17 protein-coding genes and 1 pseudogene are annotated in these 20,803 nt (G+C 64.6%); 9 read left to right on the top strand and 9 right to left on the bottom strand.

Annotation, left to right across the window (positions count from 1 at the left end; genetic code table 11):
- Positions 1-48: 48 nt before the first annotated feature.
- Positions 49-2,028 (bottom strand): serine hydrolase domain-containing protein, encoded by a 1,980-nt coding sequence (locus tag DyAD56_RS12390; RefSeq protein WP_233202397.1) that lies wholly within the window; start codon positions 2,026-2,028, stop codon positions 49-51.
- Between the two features lie 292 nt (positions 2,029-2,320).
- On the opposite strand from DyAD56_RS12390, the gene DyAD56_RS12385 reads away from it, so the two are divergent.
- On the top strand, positions 2,321-3,358 hold the full coding sequence (locus DyAD56_RS12385) for a sensor domain-containing diguanylate cyclase (RefSeq protein WP_102303074.1): 1,038 nt from the start codon (positions 2,321-2,323) through the stop codon (positions 3,356-3,358).
- A gap of 7 nt (positions 3,359-3,365) precedes the next feature.
- Here DyAD56_RS12385 and DyAD56_RS12380 read toward each other — a convergent pair whose 3' ends face one another.
- The 4 genes from DyAD56_RS12380 to DyAD56_RS12365 form a co-directional block, all read right to left on the bottom strand.
- Positions 3,366-4,280, bottom strand: a complete 915-nt coding sequence (locus DyAD56_RS12380; RefSeq protein ID WP_102303073.1) for an AraC family transcriptional regulator — start codon at positions 4,278-4,280, stop codon at positions 3,366-3,368.
- Positions 4,281-4,349: 69 nt separating this feature from the next.
- Positions 4,350-5,129: a DNA-binding domain-containing protein gene (locus DyAD56_RS12375; RefSeq protein ID WP_102303072.1), complete on the bottom strand. Its 780-nt coding sequence runs from the start codon at positions 5,127-5,129 to the stop codon at positions 4,350-4,352.
- Positions 5,126-5,980: a DUF692 domain-containing protein gene (locus DyAD56_RS12370; RefSeq protein WP_102303071.1), complete on the bottom strand. Its 855-nt coding sequence runs from the start codon at positions 5,978-5,980 to the stop codon at positions 5,126-5,128. Before DyAD56_RS12370 ends, DyAD56_RS12375 begins: the two co-directional genes overlap by 4 nt.
- Before the next feature lie 51 nt (positions 5,981-6,031).
- Positions 6,032-6,316 carry a hypothetical protein gene (locus DyAD56_RS12365; RefSeq protein ID WP_102303070.1) on the bottom strand — a complete coding sequence of 95 codons (285 nt, stop codon included), beginning with the start codon at positions 6,314-6,316 and terminating at the stop codon, positions 6,032-6,034.
- A gap of 278 nt (positions 6,317-6,594) precedes the next feature.
- Between DyAD56_RS12365 and DyAD56_RS12360 the strand changes: the two genes are divergently transcribed.
- Genes DyAD56_RS12360 through DyAD56_RS12350 form a run of 3 tightly spaced genes read left to right on the top strand, consistent with a single transcriptional unit; the run spans position 6,595 to position 8,242 of the window.
- Positions 6,595-7,101: a DoxX family protein gene (locus DyAD56_RS12360; RefSeq protein ID WP_102303069.1), complete on the top strand. Its 507-nt coding sequence runs from the start codon at positions 6,595-6,597 to the stop codon at positions 7,099-7,101.
- Between the two features lie 26 nt (positions 7,102-7,127).
- Positions 7,128-7,514, top strand: coding sequence for a thioredoxin family protein (locus DyAD56_RS12355; RefSeq protein WP_102303068.1), 387 nt, complete (start codon positions 7,128-7,130; stop codon positions 7,512-7,514).
- A complete protein-coding gene (locus tag DyAD56_RS12350; protein WP_102303067.1) occupies positions 7,514-8,242 on the top strand; it encodes a cytochrome c biogenesis CcdA family protein in 729 nt (242 codons plus the stop codon). The genes DyAD56_RS12355 and DyAD56_RS12350 overlap by 1 nt, the downstream gene beginning before the upstream one ends.
- Before the next feature lie 28 nt (positions 8,243-8,270).
- Here DyAD56_RS12350 and DyAD56_RS12345 read toward each other — a convergent pair whose 3' ends face one another.
- From DyAD56_RS12345 to DyAD56_RS12330, 4 genes and pseudogenes are all read right to left on the bottom strand, one after another.
- The gene (locus tag DyAD56_RS12345; protein ID WP_102303066.1) at positions 8,271-8,933 is read right to left on the bottom strand and encodes a MarC family protein; all 663 of its coding nucleotides are present in this window, start codon (positions 8,931-8,933) and stop codon (positions 8,271-8,273) included.
- Positions 8,934-9,064: 131 nt separating this feature from the next.
- Positions 9,065-9,916 carry a ribonuclease H-like domain-containing protein gene (locus tag DyAD56_RS12340; RefSeq protein ID WP_102303065.1) on the bottom strand — a complete coding sequence of 284 codons (852 nt, stop codon included), beginning with the start codon at positions 9,914-9,916 and terminating at the stop codon, positions 9,065-9,067.
- Positions 9,913-12,333 (bottom strand): annotated as a pseudogene (locus DyAD56_RS12335) (DEAD/DEAH box helicase). The gene DyAD56_RS12340 and the pseudogene DyAD56_RS12335 overlap by 4 nt, the downstream one beginning before the upstream one ends.
- Before the next feature lie 118 nt (positions 12,334-12,451).
- Positions 12,452-12,772: a hypothetical protein gene (locus DyAD56_RS12330; protein WP_102303064.1), complete on the bottom strand. Its 321-nt coding sequence runs from the start codon at positions 12,770-12,772 to the stop codon at positions 12,452-12,454.
- Between the two features lie 341 nt (positions 12,773-13,113).
- Between DyAD56_RS12330 and DyAD56_RS12325 the strand changes: the two genes are divergently transcribed.
- From DyAD56_RS12325 to DyAD56_RS12305, 5 genes are all read left to right on the top strand, one after another.
- Entirely contained in the window at positions 13,114-13,779 is a 666-nt protein-coding gene (locus DyAD56_RS12325; RefSeq protein ID WP_102303063.1) for a response regulator, read from the top strand.
- Complete coding sequence (locus DyAD56_RS12320) at positions 13,776-15,176, top strand: ATP-binding protein (protein WP_102303062.1); 1,401 nt, start codon at positions 13,776-13,778, stop codon at positions 15,174-15,176. Before DyAD56_RS12325 ends, DyAD56_RS12320 begins: the two co-directional genes overlap by 4 nt.
- 91 nt (positions 15,177-15,267) lie before the next feature.
- Complete coding sequence (locus DyAD56_RS12315; RefSeq protein ID WP_146010494.1) at positions 15,268-16,632, top strand: TolC family protein; 1,365 nt, start codon at positions 15,268-15,270, stop codon at positions 16,630-16,632.
- The gene (locus tag DyAD56_RS12310; protein WP_102303060.1) at positions 16,629-17,690 is read left to right on the top strand and encodes an efflux RND transporter periplasmic adaptor subunit; all 1,062 of its coding nucleotides are present in this window, start codon (positions 16,629-16,631) and stop codon (positions 17,688-17,690) included. The genes DyAD56_RS12315 and DyAD56_RS12310 overlap by 4 nt, the downstream gene beginning before the upstream one ends.
- On the top strand, positions 17,687-20,746 hold the full coding sequence (locus DyAD56_RS12305) for an efflux RND transporter permease subunit (RefSeq protein WP_102303059.1): 3,060 nt from the start codon (positions 17,687-17,689) through the stop codon (positions 20,744-20,746). Before DyAD56_RS12310 ends, DyAD56_RS12305 begins: the two co-directional genes overlap by 4 nt.
- Positions 20,747-20,803 lie beyond the last annotated feature (57 nt).

Raw genomic sequence — 20,803 nt, 5'->3', positions numbered from 1 at the left:
CATGGCTGTGCATGCGATGCGCCCGCTGTAGTGGATGGCGTTCATGGCTCACTTCACCTCGTCGTAGACGTATTCGTGCTGGTCGTCGCGCAACACCAGCTTGCGGTTGTCCCCGCTGCCCGACACCACGAACTCAAAACCATCCGAACCCGGTGAAATGGTGACAAACGAGACGGAGCCGTCGTCGTTCTTGCGCGAAGCGACCTCGCTATGCCACGCGCCGAAATTGAATTCCAGGTTCTTGCCGCTGCGGTCCACCTGGATGCTGCCCACGGCGGGGTTGCGATAGTTGTCGGCCAGCTTTGCCACCTCGGCGGGATCGGCAGGCACGGTGAGGCGTTTTCGCTCGGCGGCGATCTGCGCCTTCAGGCGTTTCACGCCGGCATCGATATCACCCTGTGCCAGCGGCTTGCCGTCAAACAGCACTTCGAGCAGACGACGCTGGAACGGGCCGCGGATGAAGACGCCAGCGTCGGCGTTGGTCAGGATCACGGCGCCCACACCCTGCTCGGGCAACCACATCATGTCGGAATGGAAGCCGGTCAGGTCACCGCCGTGATGCACCACCGGCACGCCCCAGGTGTGATCCACCATCAAGCCCATGCCATAGGTGGCCGTGGTGCCTAGCGCGACGTTGGCCTTGCGTCGTTCAAGTAGCGATTGCCTGGACACGTAACGTTGGCCGTCGGGCAGCAGGCCGTCGTCCAGTTCCATCTGTACATAGCGCAGCATGTCGCTCACTGCGCTCCATGCTGCGCCAGCGGGGCGTGCCGCACGAACAGAATCGTTGATGCCCATGCCGGCAATCGCGGTATGGCCGTCCACATCCAGGCCGTGAGGCGTGGCGTGGTTGCCAAGCAATGCGCGGTCGTAGTCGAACGTGGTGATCTTCATGCCCAACGGATCGAACACCTGCTTCTGCATGGCGAGGTCGTAGGCCGCGCCGAGCTCCATATTCGGATACAGCGCGTGGGCGCCGATATAGCCGGCCGCCGCCGCCATCAGGTTCGAGTACTGGAACAGTTCGCCGAACTTGCTGGTGGGTTGCATGCCCGACAGCGCCTTCATCACCGTCTCTGGCGTGGCATCGCGGCTGTTAAGCAGCCACTCCATGTCCTGCCTCGGCATGCCGGTGCAGGCGCAGATCAGGTGACGCATCAACACTTGCTTGGTGGTCGCGGCGTCGCCCAGCCGGAACGACGGCATCACGTCCACGACCGGCGTGTTCCAGGTGAACTTCTTCTGGTCCACCTCGCGCGCCAGCATCAACGTGGTCAGCGCCTTGGTGTTCGACGCGATCATGAACAGCGTATCGGCATCGACCGGCGTGGGCTTGTTGATCTCCCGCACACCGAGACCGCCGGCAAACACCACCTTGCCATGATCGATCAGGCCGATGGCCACGCCCGGTACGTCGTACGCCTTGCGAGCACCATCCACGAAGGCCTTGAGCGTCTCCACGCGCGCGGCATCGAGCGGATGCGCTTTCTTGCCGGCGAAACTCTCGCGTTTGTAACCCTTGGGCAGCAGGCGGTCGGAGATGGCACGTAGCTGCGAGGCGCGCTTCTCGGCCACCGCATTGGCCATGTCGTAGATCAGCACCGTGTACTGATCGCCATGTCGATAGGCAATGACGGTGACGCCGCGCTTATCGTTAGCGGAGGTCTCGTAGTTGTAGACGCGGACCTGGTCCCAGTCGTCACGCGGTGCGACGTCGGTGGCGACTTGCAGCGGCCAGGTCTTGGCCGGTGCGTAGGCTTTCCATGCCTGGGTGACGGCGTCATCGGGCGTGGTGGCCTTTACATCGACCAGCACGGCTTGCGAGCCGGCTTCAGGCGGAGCCAACGTGACCTTGTTGCCAGCAGCGTGCATGGTCCAGTCGGCGGGTTGCACGAACTGCGTACCCGCGGATGTCGTTCTGGGCGTATCCGCCTTGGTGGCCGTATCGGCGGCTGGTGCGGCGGGAATGGTCAGCGACGTGGAGGCCAGCGCAAACATCCCGACAAATGCAACGCAACGCATCAACATGGAGGTACCTCGCCGTAAGGGAGACGCTCTGTTGTCACGCGGAAACATAGCCCCGCGTGACGGGGTCGATGACACGGGTGGTGGCGGAAGTCTACACAGGTTGCCCGGCGACGCCAGTGCGCTTGGGCGGCGGGGCAAGCGAACGCTGACATAGGTCACGGCTATGACCATGGCGTCCATACATTCGGTTTCGTGCAGTGCATCCCGCTCATGTGCTTGACGGTGGTCGGCGGTTGTTTTTCCATGCACGGTACCGTTTGGCTATCTTCGCTTGTTCGCGGAAAATTCAACCATGAACACGACTGCTTCCTTACCCATACCCGACTTCCTCGGCCAATTGGCGGCATCCGTTACCCGGGCGCGCACCCTGGAGGAACTGGTGCGTCCCTTGCTTGAGCTGTTGCAGACCGTGACCGGGCTGGAGTCCACCTACCTCACCACCATCGACACCGATGGCGGCTACCAGTACATCCTGTTCTCGCGCAACACCAGTCGCCTGCAGATTCCCGAGGGCCTAGCGGTGCCGTGGGAAGGCACGCTGTGCAAGCGGGCGTTGGAAGAGGGACGCCCCTATACCGACGATGTCGCCAACTGCTGGCCGGATTCTGGTCCCGCGCGGGAGTTGGGCATTGCGACCTATGCGAGTACGCCGGTGCGACTGGACGACGGCACCCTCTACGGCACCCTTTGTGCTGCCAGCGGCGAGCGCAAGCCGCTGGAGGATGGCGCTGATCAGGTGCTGCAGATGTTTTCGCGGCTGATCGGCCAGCAGATCGAGCGTGAACGCATGTTGCAGGCGTTGCAGCATGCCAACGACACGCTGGCGGTGAGTGCGTTGACGGATGCCACCACCGGTTTGCCCAACCGGCGCGCCTTGATGGAAGAGTTGCGGCGCCGTCTCGTGGCGCATGGCCCGGCGGGACGCGCGCTAGTCGTGGCCTTTGTCGATCTGGATCAGTTCAAGGCCATCAACGACATCTACGGGCACGACGCCGGTGATCGATTCCTTTCGGCCATCGGTGGACGCATGCAGGGTACGGTGCGCTCTGGCGACTTCGTCGCGCGCTTGGGCGGCGACGAGTTTGTGGTGCTTTCCAGTCCTGCACATGACGAAGCGCTTGCCGTCGCTGATGCCTTGCGCAAACGCTTGCAGGAGGCGACCACGGGGCGCTTCCATCTTGGTGCGCTGTCGTTGGACTACGCGGGGCCAAGCATTGGCAGCATCGTGTCGCTGTCGGGCGACGCGGAACCCGAAGCGCTGATCGCGCAGGCCGACGCCGCCATGTACGAGGTCAAACGCGAGCGCAAGCAGTCGCAACCGCCGCGCTGAGTCGCGCTCAGTTCAGCGCTGCAGCGCGTAGCCCTTCACCGCGCACCCGGCCCGGGCACATGCCGCTCACGCGTTTGTACAGGCGACGGAACGCCGCCTCGCTGCTATAGCCCAACTGTTGCGCAATGCCGGCCACGGATTGTTGCCGATCGCGCAGCATCTGCTCCGCCACGCTGACCCGCCATTGCGTGAGGTACTGCACAGGCGGCAGCTTCATCAATTGCGTGAAGCGCTCGGCAAAGGCAGAGCGCGACATGCAGGCCAGTGCAGCCATGGATTGCATCGTCCAAGCTTTGCCCGGGTGATCGTGCACCGCCTGCAACACGCGTGCGATACGCGGATCGGCGAGCGAGGCGAACAGGCCTTGACGCTCGCCGTTGGTGCGTGAGTAATCGCAGATGGCGAGCGTGAACAGCGCGTCGGCCAATTTATTGAGGAGCACGTGGCGACCAGCGCAATCGGCGTGCACTACCTCCGCCATGGTCGCGGCCAGTTGGCGGAAGGGTGCGCTGGCGTGTGACGCGTGAATCACCATGCACGACGGCAATGCGTGATTCAGAGGGTGCTGGGAGGCGCCAGTGAAGCGAAACTCGCCGCAGATAAGGCTGGTATGCGGAATATCCTGTCCGCGCGCCTCCGCCAGGCGATGCGGTGTGCCATGCGGAAAGATCACCAGATCGCCCGCTTCCAGTGCCACGGTTTCATCGAGTTCATCGCACTCCACCGTGCAGGCGCCGGTGCCCACCAGATGGAATAACCCGCAGTCGATCCGGGGCGCGTCGGCAAACCAGGTGCCGCAGCGGTGAAGTTCGGCCACTACCTGCACCTGCAGCATCGACCGGTTGAGCAGCGATTCCAGCGCGGGTTCGACAAGCCTCGGGCGTGGCCCCGGCGGTAATGACAGGTTCGGTTCGATGTACATGGGCTTCCCTCCGGCGAATGTCTCCCTAGACACTTCGCTGTGGGACGAGCCACGGTTACACCGTTGCCGTCAGGTCGTGTGGATACGCCCAATGAGGCCCTCGTCCAGCCAGCGTCCGAGCACGGTGGCCATGCGGGGCAGCGCGGCACTTGGGCCGTGGCGCTCGGCCTCACGCTCACATAGTTGCCCGAAGCACTCGCCATTCAGGGCGCCTTGGAGGGCGGGGAGTTCATCGGCTGCCACCACTCGGTAACGTACGTCCAGCGTCGGACGCCAGATGAGCAAGTGGCGTGTCCGCGTGAGCCGCCGCCGAGCGGGGCGCGACGATCCCCGATCGGCCGCGCGGCGGAACGCATCGACGTTGCACGTTGTGTGCAGCAACTGCGCGTGCGGCAGTAGTTGCAGCCGCATGGTCGCCCACGCGTCGGGGGATACGTTCGCGAGCTCCGTCGCGTCAACGGTAGCGTGGTCTGTCGCGTCGAATGCTACGGAGATAGCCCAGTCCAACCGGGCGGCCTCCGCCAGCGCGGGATGGTCGCGCCAGGGCTGCGTGGCAGCAAGGAAGGTCGCCAGTCCTTCTCCATGCCAGCGGATGTTGAAGTGCTTGGAGGGCTGCGCGGCGACGTAGTCGTCCAGCAAAGTCGCAAAGCGGTGGCCCGCGAGCAGCGACAAGCCTGGAAACTCCGTCGCCAGTGCCTCGCGCAGGCGAATGCAATAGCCGTGTTGGTAAATAGCCAGCCGGCTGGCCTCATCAGCCATTGCATCGCCGCGCAACAGGGCCAGATTCGGCGTCGCCGGCGAACGCAAGGCTTCGGCGAGCTGCAACTGCATGGCGCGAAGGTCGCTCACGCGGCCTCCTGCAGCAGCGCATTGGCGAGGGCGCGGGCGTGGTCCAGTTCCGCGCGCAGTTCAGCAAGCGGGGGAATATGGTCGTCACGCTCGATCATGGTGGATACATGGCCGAAGCGGCGAACGGCTTCCACATAGAGATCCCACACGGCATCGACGACGGGAGCGTCGTGCGTATCGATCAGCAGGTTGCCGCCCTGTTCGTGACCGGCGAGATGGAACTGCTGCACGCGCGCGGCCGGCAGGCCATCGAGGTAATCCAGCGGGGAAAAGCCATGATTGTGTGCGCTCACGTGCACATTGTTGATATCGAGCAGGATCAGGCAGTCAGCCCGTTCGGCGACCGCTGCCAGGAACTCCCATTCGGTTAGCTGCGACTGCGCGAAGCGGATATAGCTCGATACGTTTTCCAGCAGGATGCGGCGACCGAGCCGATCCTGCACGCGTCGCACGCGATCCACCACGTGGACCAGTGCTTCCTCGGTATATGGCAGCGGCATCAGGTCGTGCAGGTTCACGCCGTTCACGCCGGTCCAGCACAGATGATCGGAGATCCATGCGGGTTGTACGTGGCGAGCTAGTGCAGCGAGCTGGTCGAGATACGCCATGTCGAGCGGATCGGTGCCGCCGATGGACAGCGACACGCCATGCATCACCAGTGGAAAACGCTCACGAAAACGTTCCAGCCAGCGCAGCGGACGGCCGCCCGGTACCAGGTAGTTCTCGGAGACGATCTCCAGCCATTCCACATGGCCCGGTTCGTCGAGCAGCGCTTCATAGTGATCGACGCGCAGACCCAGGCCGAAGCCGAGATACGGTAAATCGCGAGAGGGTTGCTTGATGGTTTTCATGGCAAGGGATGGCGGGGCTTCCACACGGCGCGAAAGCCCCGCCTGCGGGTCTTACGCCTGCTTGACCGCAGCCTGGGCCGCGTCGCAATCGGACTGGCTCTTCTGCATGGTGAAGCCCTGGCCCTTGCACGCGTTCTGGCCCTTGCAGGCATTGGTGGCTTGCTTGCAGGCACCGTGGCCCTTACAGGACGACGAGTTCACGCACTTCACGCTGGCGGTGTCAGCAGCATTGCTGCCGGCGGTCTTCTCGGCTGCGGAGGCGGACATCGTGGAGGCGGCGAACAGGCCGGCAACCATCATCGCCATGGCGGCACCGTTGAGCTTGTTGGTCTTCATGGAAAACTCCTGTCAGGTGGTGATGGCCGCCACGTGGCGGCACAGGTAACGAACGTCGGGACAGACACGGGGGTGCGGCCGGTATCGACGTGTCCATTCTCGGCAGGCAAAGGCAGCACGGCTGTCCCCGTGCGTCCCCGATTTGTGCCCGATCGTCCGGCGATGCCGCACCTCGCTACAGACCGGACGGCGGGCAAGAAAGGGCGGACGAACAGACATGGCGGTGGGAGGACGGGGCTTACATCATCCCTGCACCTTTCCTCCACGGACATGCCGTCATGCGTCAGTTCATTGCCGACAAGGCATCGCGATTGCTCGACCAACTCCATCGTGTCGAGTGGGTCGGGCCGCTGGTGGTACGCCTAGTGTTTGGCTATTTCTGGCTGGAGACCGGCATCGCCAAGGTGCACAACCTCGACGGCTTTACCCAGCGCTTCGTCGGCTGGGGCGTTCCGTTCCCCGCGTTCAGCGCCGGGTTGTCGGCATGGACGGAACTGGTCGGCGGCCTGCTGATCATGCTCGGCCTGTTCACGCGGCTGGTGTGCATTCCCATGCTGATCAACATGGCGGTGGCGGTGACTCTGGTCGTGTCGGCCAACCTCATGAGTTTCGACGATTACGTGGAAGCGGACGAGATCGTCTACAGCCTGATCTTCTTCTGGCTACTCATCAGCGGCCCGGGTAAGGCCAGTCTCGACACATGGGTGGCGCGGGTGCTGGGCATCCGCACGGCGTCGGGAAACGCCTCGATACCTCGCCTCTCCCTGTACACCGCAGCCGATTGATCGTCATACGCAGGAGTCGCCTTGTCATGAAAACAAACACGCTACGTTTGAGCTTTGCTGCACTTGGGTGGTTGCTGGTGGGTTCTGCCGCCGCTGCAGAAGTGCCGTTCAATCAGGCGCAATATGCGCAGGCCGTGGCCACCGGCAAGCCGGTGGTCGTCTATCTGCATGCCGACTGGTGCCCCACCTGCCGTGCGCAGCAGCCCATCGTCGATCGCCTCTCGAAAGAGGCAAGCCTGAAGGACGTGACCATCTTCGTCGCTGATTTCGACAAGGAAACGGCGCTGGAGAAATCCCTCAAGGTGTCGCAGCAATCCACCTTTGTGGTGTTCAAGCAGGGTCGCGAAGTGGCCCGCTCAACCGGCCAGACCTCGGAAACCGCCATTCGCGCCGTGCTGGAGCAAGCCCTCTGATGGACTTCGGTGTCGGCACCTATGCGCTGGGTTTCCTCGCTGGCATGGCTACGTTGCTCTCGCCGTGCGTGTTGCCCATTCTTCCCATCCTGATTGCGTCGGCGTTGTCGCGGCACTGGTGGGGCGGGGCCATGCTCGCGCTGGGGTTGGCGCTGTCGTTCGCATTCACGGGCACGTTCATTGCCACGGTGGGCGCCTCCATCGGGCTCGATGCCGGCACCCTGCGCATCGTCGCTGCATCACTGATGCTGTTGTTCGGCGCGGTGATGTTGTTGCCGCCGTTGCAGCGCGCTTTTGCGCGTTTCACGGCGCAGTTGGGCAACAAGGGTCAGCAGGCGCTGGGTTCGGTACGTGGCGAAGGTGGCTTCAGTCAGTTCCTGATCGGCCTGTTGCTGGGACTGGTTTGGAGCCCTTGCGTGGGGCCGACGCTGGGCGCCGCGACCACGCTGGCGGCTCAAGGCCGGAATCTGACGCAGATCGCCCTGCTGATGCTCGTGTTCGGCCTGGGCGCAGGGCTGCCGTTATTGGTGCTGAGCACCGTGTCTGGTGCGGCCGTGACGCGCATGCGCGGTGCGTTGATGTCGATCGGCGGTGTGGCCAAGTCGGTGTTGGGCGCGTGCTTCGTGCTGATCGGCGTGATGGTGCTTACCGGCCTCGACCGCCGCTTTGAAGCCTTGGTGCTCTCCATCAGCCCGGACTGGCTGACACGGTTGACGACGTCGCTGTAAGAGTCTCTGGGTAGAGCCAGCTTCGTGCTTATTTGATCGAGCTGAGTAGCGCGGAAAGCCCAAGCCACAACAATTGCATGCCGATGCAGAACGTGACGAGCGCAAACAAGCGCATCACGATCTTGGTGCCGGCCGTGCCCAACCAGCGTTCCAGCGATCCGGCAAAACGCATGCACACGTAGATGCTGGCGCTAAGCACCATGAGTGCCGCGACTACGCCCAGGAAATGTCCCGATGCAAGGCCTGTGCTTGGCGAACTGGTGCCCAGTGCAATCGCCACCGAAATGGAGCCGGGGCCCACCATCAGCGGCAGCGTCAACGGATAGAACGCCTTGGCGTCCAGTGATGCACCCGGGCTGGGCTTCTTGATGTCCTGCGTTTTTTCGTTGCTGTCGTCGTCGTCGGGCTTCTGCAACAGGTTCCAACCCGCCACCGCGATGATCAAGCCGCCGGCGACCCGCAGCACCGGAATGGAGATGCCGAAGAAGGTCAGCACGTAGGCGCCCATCAGCAGCGACACGAGCAGGATGGCGAAGCTATTGACGGTGATACGCCACGCGAGGTTCGTGCGTTCTGCGGGCGTGCTGTGGGGAATCATGCTCAGCACGATAAAGGCCGAGCCGATGGGATTGATGATGGGGAACAGGCCCGTGATGAGCAGCAGGGCGGTCTGGATGAAGTCCTTCAGCATGGTTCGCTGCTCCCGGGTATCTGGCGGCGATGGATGGGTGGTGCGCGTACATCGCAGCACGGACGGCTTGCCCGGGCAAGGTTATACCGGGCGGCAGCAACGTAGCACGGAGTGTGCGAGGTGACGCTGGTTCAAACGGCCGTCGGGGCGTCATCCTCCACCGCGAAATGGTGAAGGATGCCACCAAGGCTGCGTAGGTCCTGGCTATTGTGGCGCGCTACGCGATGCAGCGGCCCTGCCGAGCCGCCACGCAGGAAGCCCAGCCAGGCGGCCGGCGCTTCGGAACCTGGCAGGTCGTCTTCCCGCACCACCTGTAACAGTTGCCGTTCGGCGGTGGCGAGGCGGCAGTTTTCCCAGGCAGCACGCCAGCGCCGCCGTACCGGGTGCAACAGATCGATATGCGCCAGGCCCTCCAGCGGGCAGGCGCGCTGAAGCAACCGGAAACGTGTCTTGAGCAGCGGCGTGTCGTACGACTTGCCGTTGTAACTGACTAGTACCGCATCCGGGTGCAGCCATGATGCGAAGCAGTCGAGCATGGCCGCTTCGCCGGCCAGCGTGGTGATCAGTAGCTGGCGTTCGCGAAAAGCGCCTTCGTGCCAGTCGCCCACGCCGATCATGAAAGCACGCGTGCCCGTGCCGCCGGCCAGGCCGGTGGTTTCGGTGTCGAACAGGAACAGGCGTTCGGGCGCAATCACGTCATCGACTCGGGCGAAGCCGGCATGGAACGTGGGTGGCGTCGGCGGCCATGCACTACGCGTTTCGCATAGCTGCAAGCCGGGTGCGATCGTTTCGCCCGGCAGCGACGCCGGATCCGTAACCACGCTGCGCCGTGGTTTGCCTTGCGCCCGCTGGCGAATGCCGAGCAACTGGCGGATGTTGTCGGGCAGCGCGGGTCGCGGCTGTGCCGGTACCGGTGTGGGCGCGGGTGGCGTTACACCTGCCTGGCGGCGCAGCCCGCGCAGTTTGTCGGCCAGCGCGCTCATAGCGCGACGACCAGGTCGAGCACACGCGTGGCTAGCGATTTCAACGAGCGTTCGTTCTGCTCGTCCACGGCTAGCACCGGTCCGACGCAGGCGGGGCAGCCGGCGCGGCAGTCGCAGCGATGCACCAGCTCGCGCGCAAGGCGTACGAGATCTTCGCGTCGCTCGAACAGCGGTGCGCTCAGGCCGACGCCGCCGGGGAAGGCATCGTAGAGATAGAGCGTGGGGATGAAGGGCCCCAGCGTCGACGGCTCGCCTTCACCAAAGCCGGAGCGGATCTGCGCACGGCCATTCGCATCGGGCGTGGCGAACTAGGCACCGTCGCCACTGCCCACGGCCTTCTGCAGGTCGCGTGCCTCGGCCATCACCGCGACCGTCGCCACAATGTGCAGCGCATGCGCTGCCGCGAGGAAACCGTCCAGCGCCTCCTGCCGGTGGTCGAAGGCCTGTTCCAGCGCACGTTGCGGTAACTGCCACCACACGGCGGTGGTGTGCAATTCCAGATCGGGAAGATTCACCGGGCCGTAGCCGATGTTCTCGTGCGTGTAGTAACGGATCTTCTTGTAGCCCGCCACACGACGCGCGACGTGCACCTCGCCATGGTGCGCGCTGCCTGCGCCCGCCGGCGAACCGTCGAAGGCTTCCAGTACTTTGAGCTTGGTGTAGTCGATGGCGTCGGTGTAGTAGTCGACGTGGGTGCGCGTGACGAAGGCCTTGCGGCCGCTCCAGTCAAGCCGATCCACCTGATACGGCACGGACTGGATCATGTGGATGGCACCCTCATACAGCGTCAGCGAGGCCGCGCTGAAATCCACCTCCGCCACGATGGTCTGGCGGCCGTTGGTGCGATCCACCACGACGAAGTTGCCATCCGCCACCGAGCGCAGCGACACGGCGTTAGCGGGGTAGCTGTCGGCGATCCACTCGAAGCGTTCGCCTTCCTGATGCAGCACGCCTTCTTCCGTGAGCACCTGTAGCCATGGCGTAGCGTCCTGCGGGCCAAACAGTTCGCCGTCCTTGAAGGGCAGCTCAAAGGCGGCGCAGCGGATATGGTCCAGCAGGATCAGCGGCTGGTCGGCCGCGATGCGCGCATGTTCCGGCGTCGCACCCTGAAAGAATTCCGGGTGGCGCACCAGGTACTGGTCCAGCGGATCGCTGCTGGCGACCAGCACGCCCAGCGATGCCTGCTGGCGGCGGCCCGCGCGGCCAAAGCGTTGCCAGGTTGCCGCCACGCTGCCGGGATAGCCGTTGAGCACCACCACGTCGAGTGCGCCGATATCCACGCCCAGTTCCAAAGCGGATGTGCTGACGATGCCGTCCACCTGTCCCGCGCGCATCTCACGTTCCGCCGCGCGCCGCTCGGTCGGCAGGTAGCCGCCGCGATACGCGCGGATGCGCGGCGGCTTGCGTGGATCGTTGTCGAATACGTCTTTCAGGTACTTGGTGAGCACTTCCACCATCAGGCGCGACTGCGCGAATACCAGGGTCTTCAGCCCTGCGCGGATCGCAGTGCGCGCGATGCGGTTGGACTGTGAGCGCGCCGATGCGCGTAGCCCCAAGTCCGGGTTCACCACCGGCGGATTCCACAGCAGCACGTGCTTCTCGCCCACCGGCGCGCCACTTTCGGTAATCGCGGTGACCGGCTGTTCGATCAGGGCGCTCGCATGTTCCGCAGGATTGCCAATGGTGGCCGAGCACAGGATGAACTGCGGCGACACGCCATAGAACGCACAAACGCGCTGCAAGCGGCGCAGCACATTGGCCACGTGCGAGCCGAACACGCCGCGATAGGTGTGTACCTCGTCGATCACCACATAACGCAGGTTTTCGAAGAACTGCGCCCACTTGGTGTGGTGCGGCAGGATGGCCTGATGCAGCATGTCCGGATTGCTCACCACGATATCGCCGTGCAGGCGGATCGCCTGCCGCGCATCGCCGGGCGTGTCGCCGTCAAAGGTGAACGCCTTCACGCCCAGCTCGCCGGCCTGATTGAGTTCCAGCAGCTCCGCCACCTGGTCCTGCGCCAACGCCTTGGTCGGAAACAGAAACAATGCCTTGGCGCGCTGACGTATCGCCGCGCTGATCACCGGCAGGGTGTAGCACAGCGATTTGCCCGAGGCCGTAGGTGTAGCAATCACCACGTGCTCGCCGGCAGCGGCGGCATCCCACGCCTGCGCCTGGTGTGCGTAAAGCTGGCTGATGCCACGCGAACGCAGCGCTTGCGCCAAGGCCGGGGGCATATCACCGGGCAGGGCAGCGAATTGCCCTTCGCGCCCGGGCAACACGAACGAGCCGGTGATGCGGTCGCCATAACGCTTCACCAGCCGCCGCGCCAGTTGATCACCGCCCGATACAGGCGCCGCCAGCGCGCCATCACCGCGCACCGCGCGTTGGGCCAAGGGGTTGGGCAAGGCGTTCATCGGTGCGCTCCGTCCGGGGACGGCATTGCACCTGTGGCGCGTCTCAATCCTTGAGACTTCAGGGATCGAGCGTCTCCCGTTGGGCTCTTGGGTACCAGCCGGCAACGGTGAGGCAACCCTATCCGATAAGCATTGCCACGAAGACAGTCAGGAAGGTAGCGCCGATCGCTCCGCAAATACCGGTGGTCGCCACTACGAATACCTTATGGTGAGCCCATCGGTGATACGCGGAGCGGGCGAGCAGCATCAGCACGATATAGCAGAGCGGCATCTGCAGAAGTTGTGCGTAACCGGACTGACCCTCGAAATCGGAGACGCCTTCGATATGCTTGGTGAGAACGAAGGACGCTACAGCGGATAACGGTATGCCGCTGATGAAACAGCAAATGGTGTACGCGGTTCTCCACGGGTTCTTCTTCGTACTGGGTTCATTGGTCATGGTGTTTCGGTGTCTCTATGAGCGCCTCGCGGGCGGGTAGGTCGGCCCCATGCGCAGGGTGCCGGTGGGCGCGTTGGTTTGTCCGGCTGGTGCATAGACCTGGTTGGCTGTGCCCTGGATCATACCCATGGCGGCTGGGAGCAGCAGCCAGACGAACAGCCAACCTGTGGAGGCTATGGGACAGGCCTCAAACGCGCCTTGAGTGGCTATGCTCCATGCGTGGGGCGGGGCTCATTGGGGCACTGGCGAAGGCCCGCACCCGGAGGCACTTAAGTGTTTTCTAAGCTCGGTGCCGGATAATCCCAGCGTATCCGCCGTAGGGTGGAAGGAGTGTCGGGCGAGTGCATATTCTTCTGGTCGAAGACGACGCGCAGCTGGGATCAGCGATCCAGCGCGCACTGGAACGGCTGAGCTACACGGTGTCGTGGCTGCGCGATGGCCGTTCGGCGCTGGTTGCCATGCGTGATCGCACCGCCGATCTGGTGTTGCTGGATCTGGGGCTGCCTGGGCGTGATGGCATCGAGGTGCTGGTGGAGGCGCGACGCGCCCACGTGGAAACGCCGGTGCTGGTGATGACGGCGCGTGACGACTTGTCCGCTCGCGTGGATGGGCTCGACGCGGGTGCGGACGATTACCTGACCAAGCCGTTTCACGTCGAAGAACTCGCGGCGCGCATCCGCTCGCTGACGCGGCGCATGCGCGGCCTGTCGGTCAACCGCATCGACGTGGGTGCGCTGAGCCTGGATGTGGGCACGTCGGAAGTGAGTTTTCGTGGCGACGTGGTGGAGCTCACGCGCCGCGAGTTTGCGCTGTTGCAGGCTTTGATGGAAAACGCCGGCAAGCTGGTGCGCCGCGAAAGCCTGGAGAACTCGCTCTACGGGCTGGATCACGTGGTGGGCAACAATGCGCTGGAAGTGCTGGTGCATTCGCTGCGCCGCAAGCTGAGCTTCGAGACGATCCGCAACGTGCGCGGCTTTGGCTACATGATTCCGCAGGACCCCAAGTGAGTCGATCCAGTCTGCGTTCCCGGCTTCGCTGGCTGATCCTTGGCGTCATCGCGCTGGTCTTTGTGCCGCTGGGTATCTACAGCATGCGGCGCACCATCAACGAGGTGAACGAGCTGTCGGACGGACGGCTCGCGCAATCGGCGCGCACGCTGCAGACGCTGGTCGACGACATCGGCCTGCCCGCTTTGCAGCGGCATACCGTCGAGTCGGGCGTAGTGGTGCCGATCACGGCCAAGTCCACGCAGGAACTGGTGTTGCACGGCCATACCTACGAATCGGAAGTCGGCTTTCAGATGTTCGACCACAGTGGGCGAACGCTGATGGCCACCGGGAATCTCACCATGTTGCCGCCGCCGGATGCGGCGCACCCCGGCTTCCAGAATGTGCGCCTGGGCCGTTATCGCTGGCGGCTATTCACGCTGCCACCCACACGGGATGGCGTGGTCGTGCGCGCAGCCGAGCGTTACGACAGCCGTCGCGACATCTCCATGGCCTTGTGGGTCGAACATGCGTTGGCGCCGCTGATCGCGCTGCCGGTGCTGGCGCTGTTGGTGGGCTGGGCGGTGCGGCGTGGTCTACGGCCGCTGGATGCGCTGGCGGAGAAGTTGTCTGCACGCAAACCCGGCAGCCGCGACACGCTCGATGTGGTCGAGGCGCCTCGCGAACTGGAGCCGGTGCTGGATGCGCTCAACAGCCAGTTCACCCTGCTGGAGGAGGCATTGGAGCGCGAGCGCCGCTTCAGTGCGGACGTGGCGCATGAACTGCGTACGCCGATCGCCTCCACCATGATCAACCTGGAGAACGCCGAGGCCAGCCGCGATACGCGGGAGGCGGATGTGGCCCTGTCGGGTGCGCGCCAAAGCCTTGCCGCATTGGCGCGTCGTGTCGAACAACTGTTGTCGCTGGCGCGGTTGGAAGCCAGCTCGCGTACGGACCAGCACGTGGATGTCGACCTGCTGGCGGTATCGCGCACGGTCATCGAGGAACTGGCGCCGCTCATTGGCGACACGGACGTGGAGCTGGATGTGGCGCTGGCGGATGGGTCGCTGATGGTGCGCGGGAACGAAGTGGCGCTGGCCGCCATGCTGCGCAACCTGCTGGACAACGCGCTGCGCCACGTGCCGGCCGGCGGATTGGTCAAGCTGACCGTCCAGCGTGAGCAGGGCGAGGCGGTGATCGATGTGATCGACAACGGCGAGGGCATCCCGCCCGAGCGCCGCGCGGCGGTATTCGCACGCTTCCATCGCGAGGCCAGCAGCCGTGGTGACGGCTACGGCCTGGGCCTTTCCATCGTCCAGCGCGCCGCGCAGATGCATGACGCCTCCATCGAGCTGCTGGATTCGCCGTTTGGGCGTGGCCTGCGCGTGTCCGTACGCCTTCCGCTGAGCCGGATCTGAAACCCGTAACGGCTGACACGTTTCTTTACAAAGAGAACGCTAAGAGATTTTCGGTAGGGTATGGCATCCCCATACCTTGTACGGACCGTCGGTGTTCCTTTCGTTTGCCAAGCCTCATGTCGATGGGTTCTTGCGGCCGTGCAAGGCCGCAGCCGTGCTGTTGGCCGCGTGCATCGCCGGCTGCGCCACCTATCAGGCCAAGCCACTGCCGGAACAGGCCTCGTCCGCCGCCTCGCTGTCACAACTGCAGGGCTATGACCCGGCCGTGTCGCCGCTGGATATGGCGGCGGTCGAGCGCCTGGTGCTGTTGAACAATCCGGATCTGCGCAGCCAGCATGCGCGTCGGCAGGCGGCGCAAGAACAGCGTAAGCAAGACGGCGTGCTGCCCAACCCCGTGGTGGGCGGCAATGTGGGTTATCTGCTCTCCGGTGTGGGCGATGCCACCGCGTGGACGGCATCGATCAGCCAGGACATCACCTCGCTCATTACCTTGCGCCCCCGCCGCGAAGCAGCCCAGGCGGCCGCCGACGAAGTGGATGCCGGCCTGCTGTGGGAACAGTGGCAGGTCGTGGGCAAGGCGCGCCTGCTGGTGATCGATCTGGTTGAAGGCGAACGGCAGATCGCTCTGCAGCAGCAAGCGCTGGATGCGCTGGCGCAACGTGAGTCGCGCATCGTCAGCGCAGTGAGCGCGGGCAACATGGAGCGCGTGGCGGTGGCGTCCGATCTCGCCGCCGCGGCCGATGCACGCACCGCGCTGAACGATCTGCAGCGGCGCCAGTTGGATCTGCATCAGCAGCTCAACGCGCTGTTGGGGCTCAAGCCCGACGTGGTCGTGCCGCTGGCGCAGACCTTGCCGCCGCCCAGCGTCGATGCCGGCTCCATCCACGAGCAGTTTGCCGATGTGAGCCGACGCCGGCCGGATCTGGTGGCGCTGCAACTGGGCTATCGCGCGCAGGAGGCGACCTTGCGTGCCGCCGTGCTCGCGCAGTTTCCTGCATTGGCCATCGGCTACGACGCCTCGCAGGACAACAGCAAGGTACGCAACGGCGGCCCGGCGGTGAGCTTCACGCTACCGTTGTTCGACCACAACCAGCACAACGTGGCCATCGCCAAGGCCACGCGCGAGCAACTGCAGGTGGAATACACCGTGCGCCTCGCCACCTCGCGTGACGAAGTGGATGCGCTGCTGGCGCACTACGCGCAACTCGATGTGCAGCGGCAGGCACTGGTGCCCGCCACCGACGATGCCGTGCGCGCTTCCGCGCAGGCAGGTCATGCCGCGCAGGCAGGCCTGTTGGACCTGCGCAACGTGACCGATCTCCATGTTGCTGCGCTCAATCGGCAGCTGGCGCAACTGTCGACCGAGCAAGCCATGCTCGAACAGCAGACTGCGCTGGAACTGTTGGTGGGACGCGGTATGCCGACTGCTCTTGAACAGGATGTAATGGCTCCATGACCCATCGACTGCCATGGATCGCTTCAGCGCTGGCCGCCAGCGTTTTGATGACGTGTTCGCTGACCGCCTGCTCCGGCGCGGAAGCCCCCGACGATGCGGCCGTGAGTGCCGCTGTCGTCACCGTGCCACTGAAGCAGGGCAGCGTGCCCGATACCGTACCCGCCTACGGTACGGCAGGCCCCGCCGCGGACGCGGCGCAAGTGGTAAGTGTGCAGGCGGCCGGTCGCGTGCTGCGTTGGAACGTCACTGCCGGTACATCGGTGAAGCATGGCCAAGCGCTGGCCACGTTCGCGTTGGCGCCGGCATCGGTGGCGGCCTATCAGCAAGCGGTCACGGCGCAGCAACTGGCCGAGACGCAGCGTGCACACACCGCGCAACTGTTCGCGCAACAACTGGCCACGCGCGACCAGCTCGATCAGGCGGAGAAAGCGCTGCACGATGCGCAGTCCGCGCTGGATGCGCTGGTGCAGCAGCAGGGTCGCAACCCGACCGTGGATGTGACGGCGCCCTTCGATGGCACGGTAGCGACCGTCGACGCGCAGCAAGGCGACAACCTGCAGCCGGGCGCGCCGCTGCTCACGGTGCAACGCGGCGATGGCCTGGTGGTCACGGCAGGCGTCGAGCGTAATGCGATGGGGCGCGTGCAGATCGGCGCCAAGGCCGAGCTGGTGCCCATCGATGGTGGTGAGTCGATGCACGGCACCGTGCGTCGCGTGGCAAGCACGCTCAATCCGCATACACACCAGTTGGATGTGGAGATCGTGCCCGACGGCGCACTGATCAGTGGCGAAGGGTTCCGCGCCGACATCGTGGTGGGCCAGTGGCAGGGCTGGCTGTTGCCGCGCGATGCGGTGCAGGGTGATGAAGAGGATCGCCACGTATTCCAGGTGGCGAATGGCAAGGCCAAGAGCGTGCCGGTGAAGGTGCTGGGCGATGCAGGCGACGTGACGGTGGCCAGCGGCGCGCTCGACGCACACCTGCCACTGGTGACGGAAGGCGCCACGCAACTCGATGACGGCATGGTGGTGCACGCGCCGTCGGAGAAAGCGAAGCCATGAGCCTGCCGACGTTGCTGGCGCGGCACGCGCGTGCCATCGTCATCGTGGCTTTCGCGCTGGCCATCGCGGGCTTGGCGAGTTCGTTCACGCTGCCGGTGGGCTTGTTTCCGCAGGTGTCGTTTCCGCGGGTGGTGGTGGATCTCGACGCGGGCGATCGCCCGGCCGACCAGACCGCGCTGTTACTGACGCGACCGGTCGAGGAAGCGATTCGTACCGTGCCCGGCGTTGCGGGCCTGCGTTCGGAAACCACGCGCGGGTCGGCGCAAATCTCGGTGGACTTCGGCTGGGGCCGCGACATGATCGCGTCCACGTTGCAGGTCGATTCGGCCATCGCGCGTGTGCTGCCAAGCCTGCCGGCCGGCGCGACGTACAACGTGCGCCGGATGGACCCGACGGTCTATCCGATCATTTCGTATGCGCTGCAGTCCGACACGCTGTCGCCGGTGGCGCTGCGCGATCTGGCGCAGTATCAGATCGTGCCGTTGCTGGCCTCGGTGCTTGGCCTTGCGCGCGTCGACGTGCAGGGCGGCGAAACCGCCGAAGTGGAAGTGGAGGCCGATCCGCGCAAGCTGGCGCAGTACGGCCTGAGCCTGGACGACCTCGCCACGGCGGTGAATGGTGCGAACCAGCTCGAAGCGGTCGGACGCCTACAGGACCGCAACCAGCTCTATCTCGTGGTAGCCGACCATTCGCTGCAGCGGCTCGACGCCATTCGCAACATCATCGTGAAGAACGATGCGCATGGCTGGGTGCGCTTGTCGGACGTGGCTACCATCCGCGATGGCTACGTGCCGCAGTGGGTGAAGGTGAGCGAAGACGGCAAGCCCGCCGTGCTGTTCAACGTCTACGAACAGCCGGACGGCAACGCCGTGCAGATCGCAGGGCAGGTGCGCGACAAGCTCGCGGCTTTCCGCTTACCCAAGGGCGTGAAGCTCACGCCGTGGTACGACCAGAGCGAGCTGGTGGTGGAGTCCGCGCACAGTGTGCGTGACGCGGTGCTGATCGGCCTGTTGCTCGCGGCGGCAGTGTTGCTGCTGTTCCTGCGCAACCTGCGCGTTACGCTGATTGCAATGCTGGTGGTGCCGGTGACGCTAGCGGTCACCGCGTTGCTGCTGCAGATATTCGGCATGAGCTTCAACATCATGACGCTGGGCGGCATCGCGGCGGCGGTGGGGCTGGTGATCGACGACGTGATCGTGATGGTGGAGCACGTCGCTCGTCGCGCCGGTGCGGCCGATGGCGGTGGCGAGGCGGCGGTGCTGCCTGCGGCGCGTGAGTTCCTTGCACCGCTGACCGGTTCGAGTCTCGCTACGCTGATCGTGTTCGTGCCACTGGGCCTGCTCAGTGGCGTCACGGGTGCGTTCTCCAAGGCGTTGTCGGTCACCATGGCGTGTGCGCTGGTGGTGTCGTGGCTGGTCAGCGCTTTCGTGGTGCCGCCGTTGCTGCGGCGCTGGGTGGATTTTCGCCGATGGCACGATCCGGGGCTGGCTCACGAGAGTTGGCTGGCACGTTCGCATGCGCGCTTGTATGACGCCTTCGCGCGTCGTCCCGCATGGTTGTTGGCGATGGTTATTCCGCTGCTGGTGCTGGGCGGTGTGGCGTACACGCACGTGGCCACCGGCTTTATGCCGTCGGTGGACGAAAGCGGCTTCGTGATGGACTACTACACCAAGCCGGGCACGTCGCTGCCGGAAACGGCGCGACAGGTGGGGCAGGTGGAGTCGATCCTGCGTTCCATGCCGGAGGTGGATACGTTCTCCCGTCGTCTAGGCACCGGCCTGGGCGGCGACCTTGGCCAGTCCTATCACGGCGATTTCTTTGTGCGCCTGAAGCCGGGACACAAGCGCGCCACCGAGGAAGTGATGAGCGACGTGCGCGAGCACGTCGAGCACGAAGTGCCGGGTGTCGAGGTGGAATTGGCCCAGTTGATGGAAGACCTTATCGGCGACCTCACGGCGGTGCCGCAGCCTATCGAGATCAAGCTGTATTCGGCGGATCCGAAGACGCTGGTGCCGCAGGCGCAGCGTGTCGCCAAGGCCATCGCTGATATTCCGGGCGTGGTAGAGATCAAGGACGGTGTGCAGTTGGCCGGTGATGCGCTGAATGTGCAGATCGATCCGGATAAGGCGACGCTCGAAGGCATGACCGTGGCGACCGTGACACTGGCGATCAACAATGCGCTGACCGGCGTGGTGGCGACGCAGTTGCCTCAGGAGACCAAGAGCGTGGGCGTGCGCATTCGCATGCCCGATGCGATGCAATGGCGCTTGCCGCAACTGCTCGCGCTGCCGGTGCGCGCTCCGGATGGGCACGTGTTTCCGCTGAGCCGCGTGGCGAGCATCGTGACCGAGAACGGTCAGCCGCAGATCTCGCGAGAGAACCTGCAGCAAATGGTCGCGGTGACCGCGCGCATCGACGGACGTGGCATGGGTGCGGCCGTGGCGGACGTGAAGAAGCTGCTGGCGCAGCCGGGTGTGCTCGACGCCGACACGCGCTACGAACTCGGCGGCCTTTACCAGCAACAGCAGATCGCCTTCCTCGGCTTGGGCAAGGTGTTCCTGATGGCGCTGGTGGCTGAGTTTGTGCTGCTTTTGTTTCTGTATGGCCGGCCCGGTCTGGCGCTGGTGGTGATGGGCTGCTCGCTGTTCTCCGCCACGGCGGTGTTCATTGCACTGTGGCTGTGCGGTGTGGACCTCAACATCACCGCGATGATGGGCATGACCATGATCATCGGCATGGGCACGGAGATGGCGATCTTCTATGTGTCCGAGTACGTCACGCTGGCGCAAGGCATGCCGCCGTTGCAGGCCTTGCGCATGGCCAGCCGCGACCGCCTGCGCCCCATCACCATGACCACGCTGGCGGCCATTCTTACGCTGTTGCCGCTGGCGCTCGCCTGGGGACAGGGCTCGGGTATCCAGCAGCCGTTGGCTATCGCGATCATTGCCGGACTGACCTTGCAGTATCCGTTGGTGCTGCTGGTGATGCCCACGCTGATTGGCCTGGCGATGGGCCACGGGCGACACGGTGATGACGGTACGGCTGTAGCAACGTGACACCCGTCGCGGGGCTATTTTGACCCGGCGCAAATTTGAGGAGGCTCTAAGACAACT

The sequence above is a fragment of the Dyella sp. AD56 genome (genome assembly GCF_002878475.1).
Taxonomy (GTDB): Bacteria; Pseudomonadota; Gammaproteobacteria; order Xanthomonadales; family Rhodanobacteraceae; genus Dyella.
The sequence above is the reverse complement of the archived record's forward strand: the minus strand, read 5'-3'. Positions and strand labels throughout refer to the sequence as shown.

Coding starts and splice junctions, on each gene's coding strand:
- DyAD56_RS12310 (WP_102303060.1), top strand. CDS start 16,629: ATGACCCATCGACTGCCATGGATCGCTTCAGCGCTGGCCGCCAGCGTT.
- DyAD56_RS12360 (WP_102303069.1), top strand. CDS start 6,595: ATGCGTCAGTTCATTGCCGACAAGGCATCGCGATTGCTCGACCAACTC.
- DyAD56_RS12345 (WP_102303066.1), bottom strand. CDS start 8,933: ATGCTGAAGGACTTCATCCAGACCGCCCTGCTGCTCATCACGGGCCTG.
- DyAD56_RS12380 (WP_102303073.1), bottom strand. CDS start 4,280: ATGTACATCGAACCGAACCTGTCATTACCGCCGGGGCCACGCCCGAGG.
- DyAD56_RS12385 (WP_102303074.1), top strand. CDS start 2,321: ATGAACACGACTGCTTCCTTACCCATACCCGACTTCCTCGGCCAATTG.
- DyAD56_RS12330 (WP_102303064.1), bottom strand. CDS start 12,772: ATGACCAATGAACCCAGTACGAAGAAGAACCCGTGGAGAACCGCGTAC.
- DyAD56_RS12350 (WP_102303067.1), top strand. CDS start 7,514: ATGGACTTCGGTGTCGGCACCTATGCGCTGGGTTTCCTCGCTGGCATG.
- DyAD56_RS12305 (WP_102303059.1), top strand. CDS start 17,687: ATGAGCCTGCCGACGTTGCTGGCGCGGCACGCGCGTGCCATCGTCATC.
- DyAD56_RS12365 (WP_102303070.1), bottom strand. CDS start 6,316: ATGAAGACCAACAAGCTCAACGGTGCCGCCATGGCGATGATGGTTGCC.
- DyAD56_RS12355 (WP_102303068.1), top strand. CDS start 7,128: ATGAAAACAAACACGCTACGTTTGAGCTTTGCTGCACTTGGGTGGTTG.
- DyAD56_RS12370 (WP_102303071.1), bottom strand. CDS start 5,980: ATGAAAACCATCAAGCAACCCTCTCGCGATTTACCGTATCTCGGCTTC.
- DyAD56_RS12390 (WP_233202397.1), bottom strand. CDS start 2,028: ATGTTGATGCGTTGCGTTGCATTTGTCGGGATGTTTGCGCTGGCCTCC.
- DyAD56_RS12340 (WP_102303065.1), bottom strand. CDS start 9,916: ATGAGCGCGCTGGCCGACAAACTGCGCGGGCTGCGCCGCCAGGCAGGT.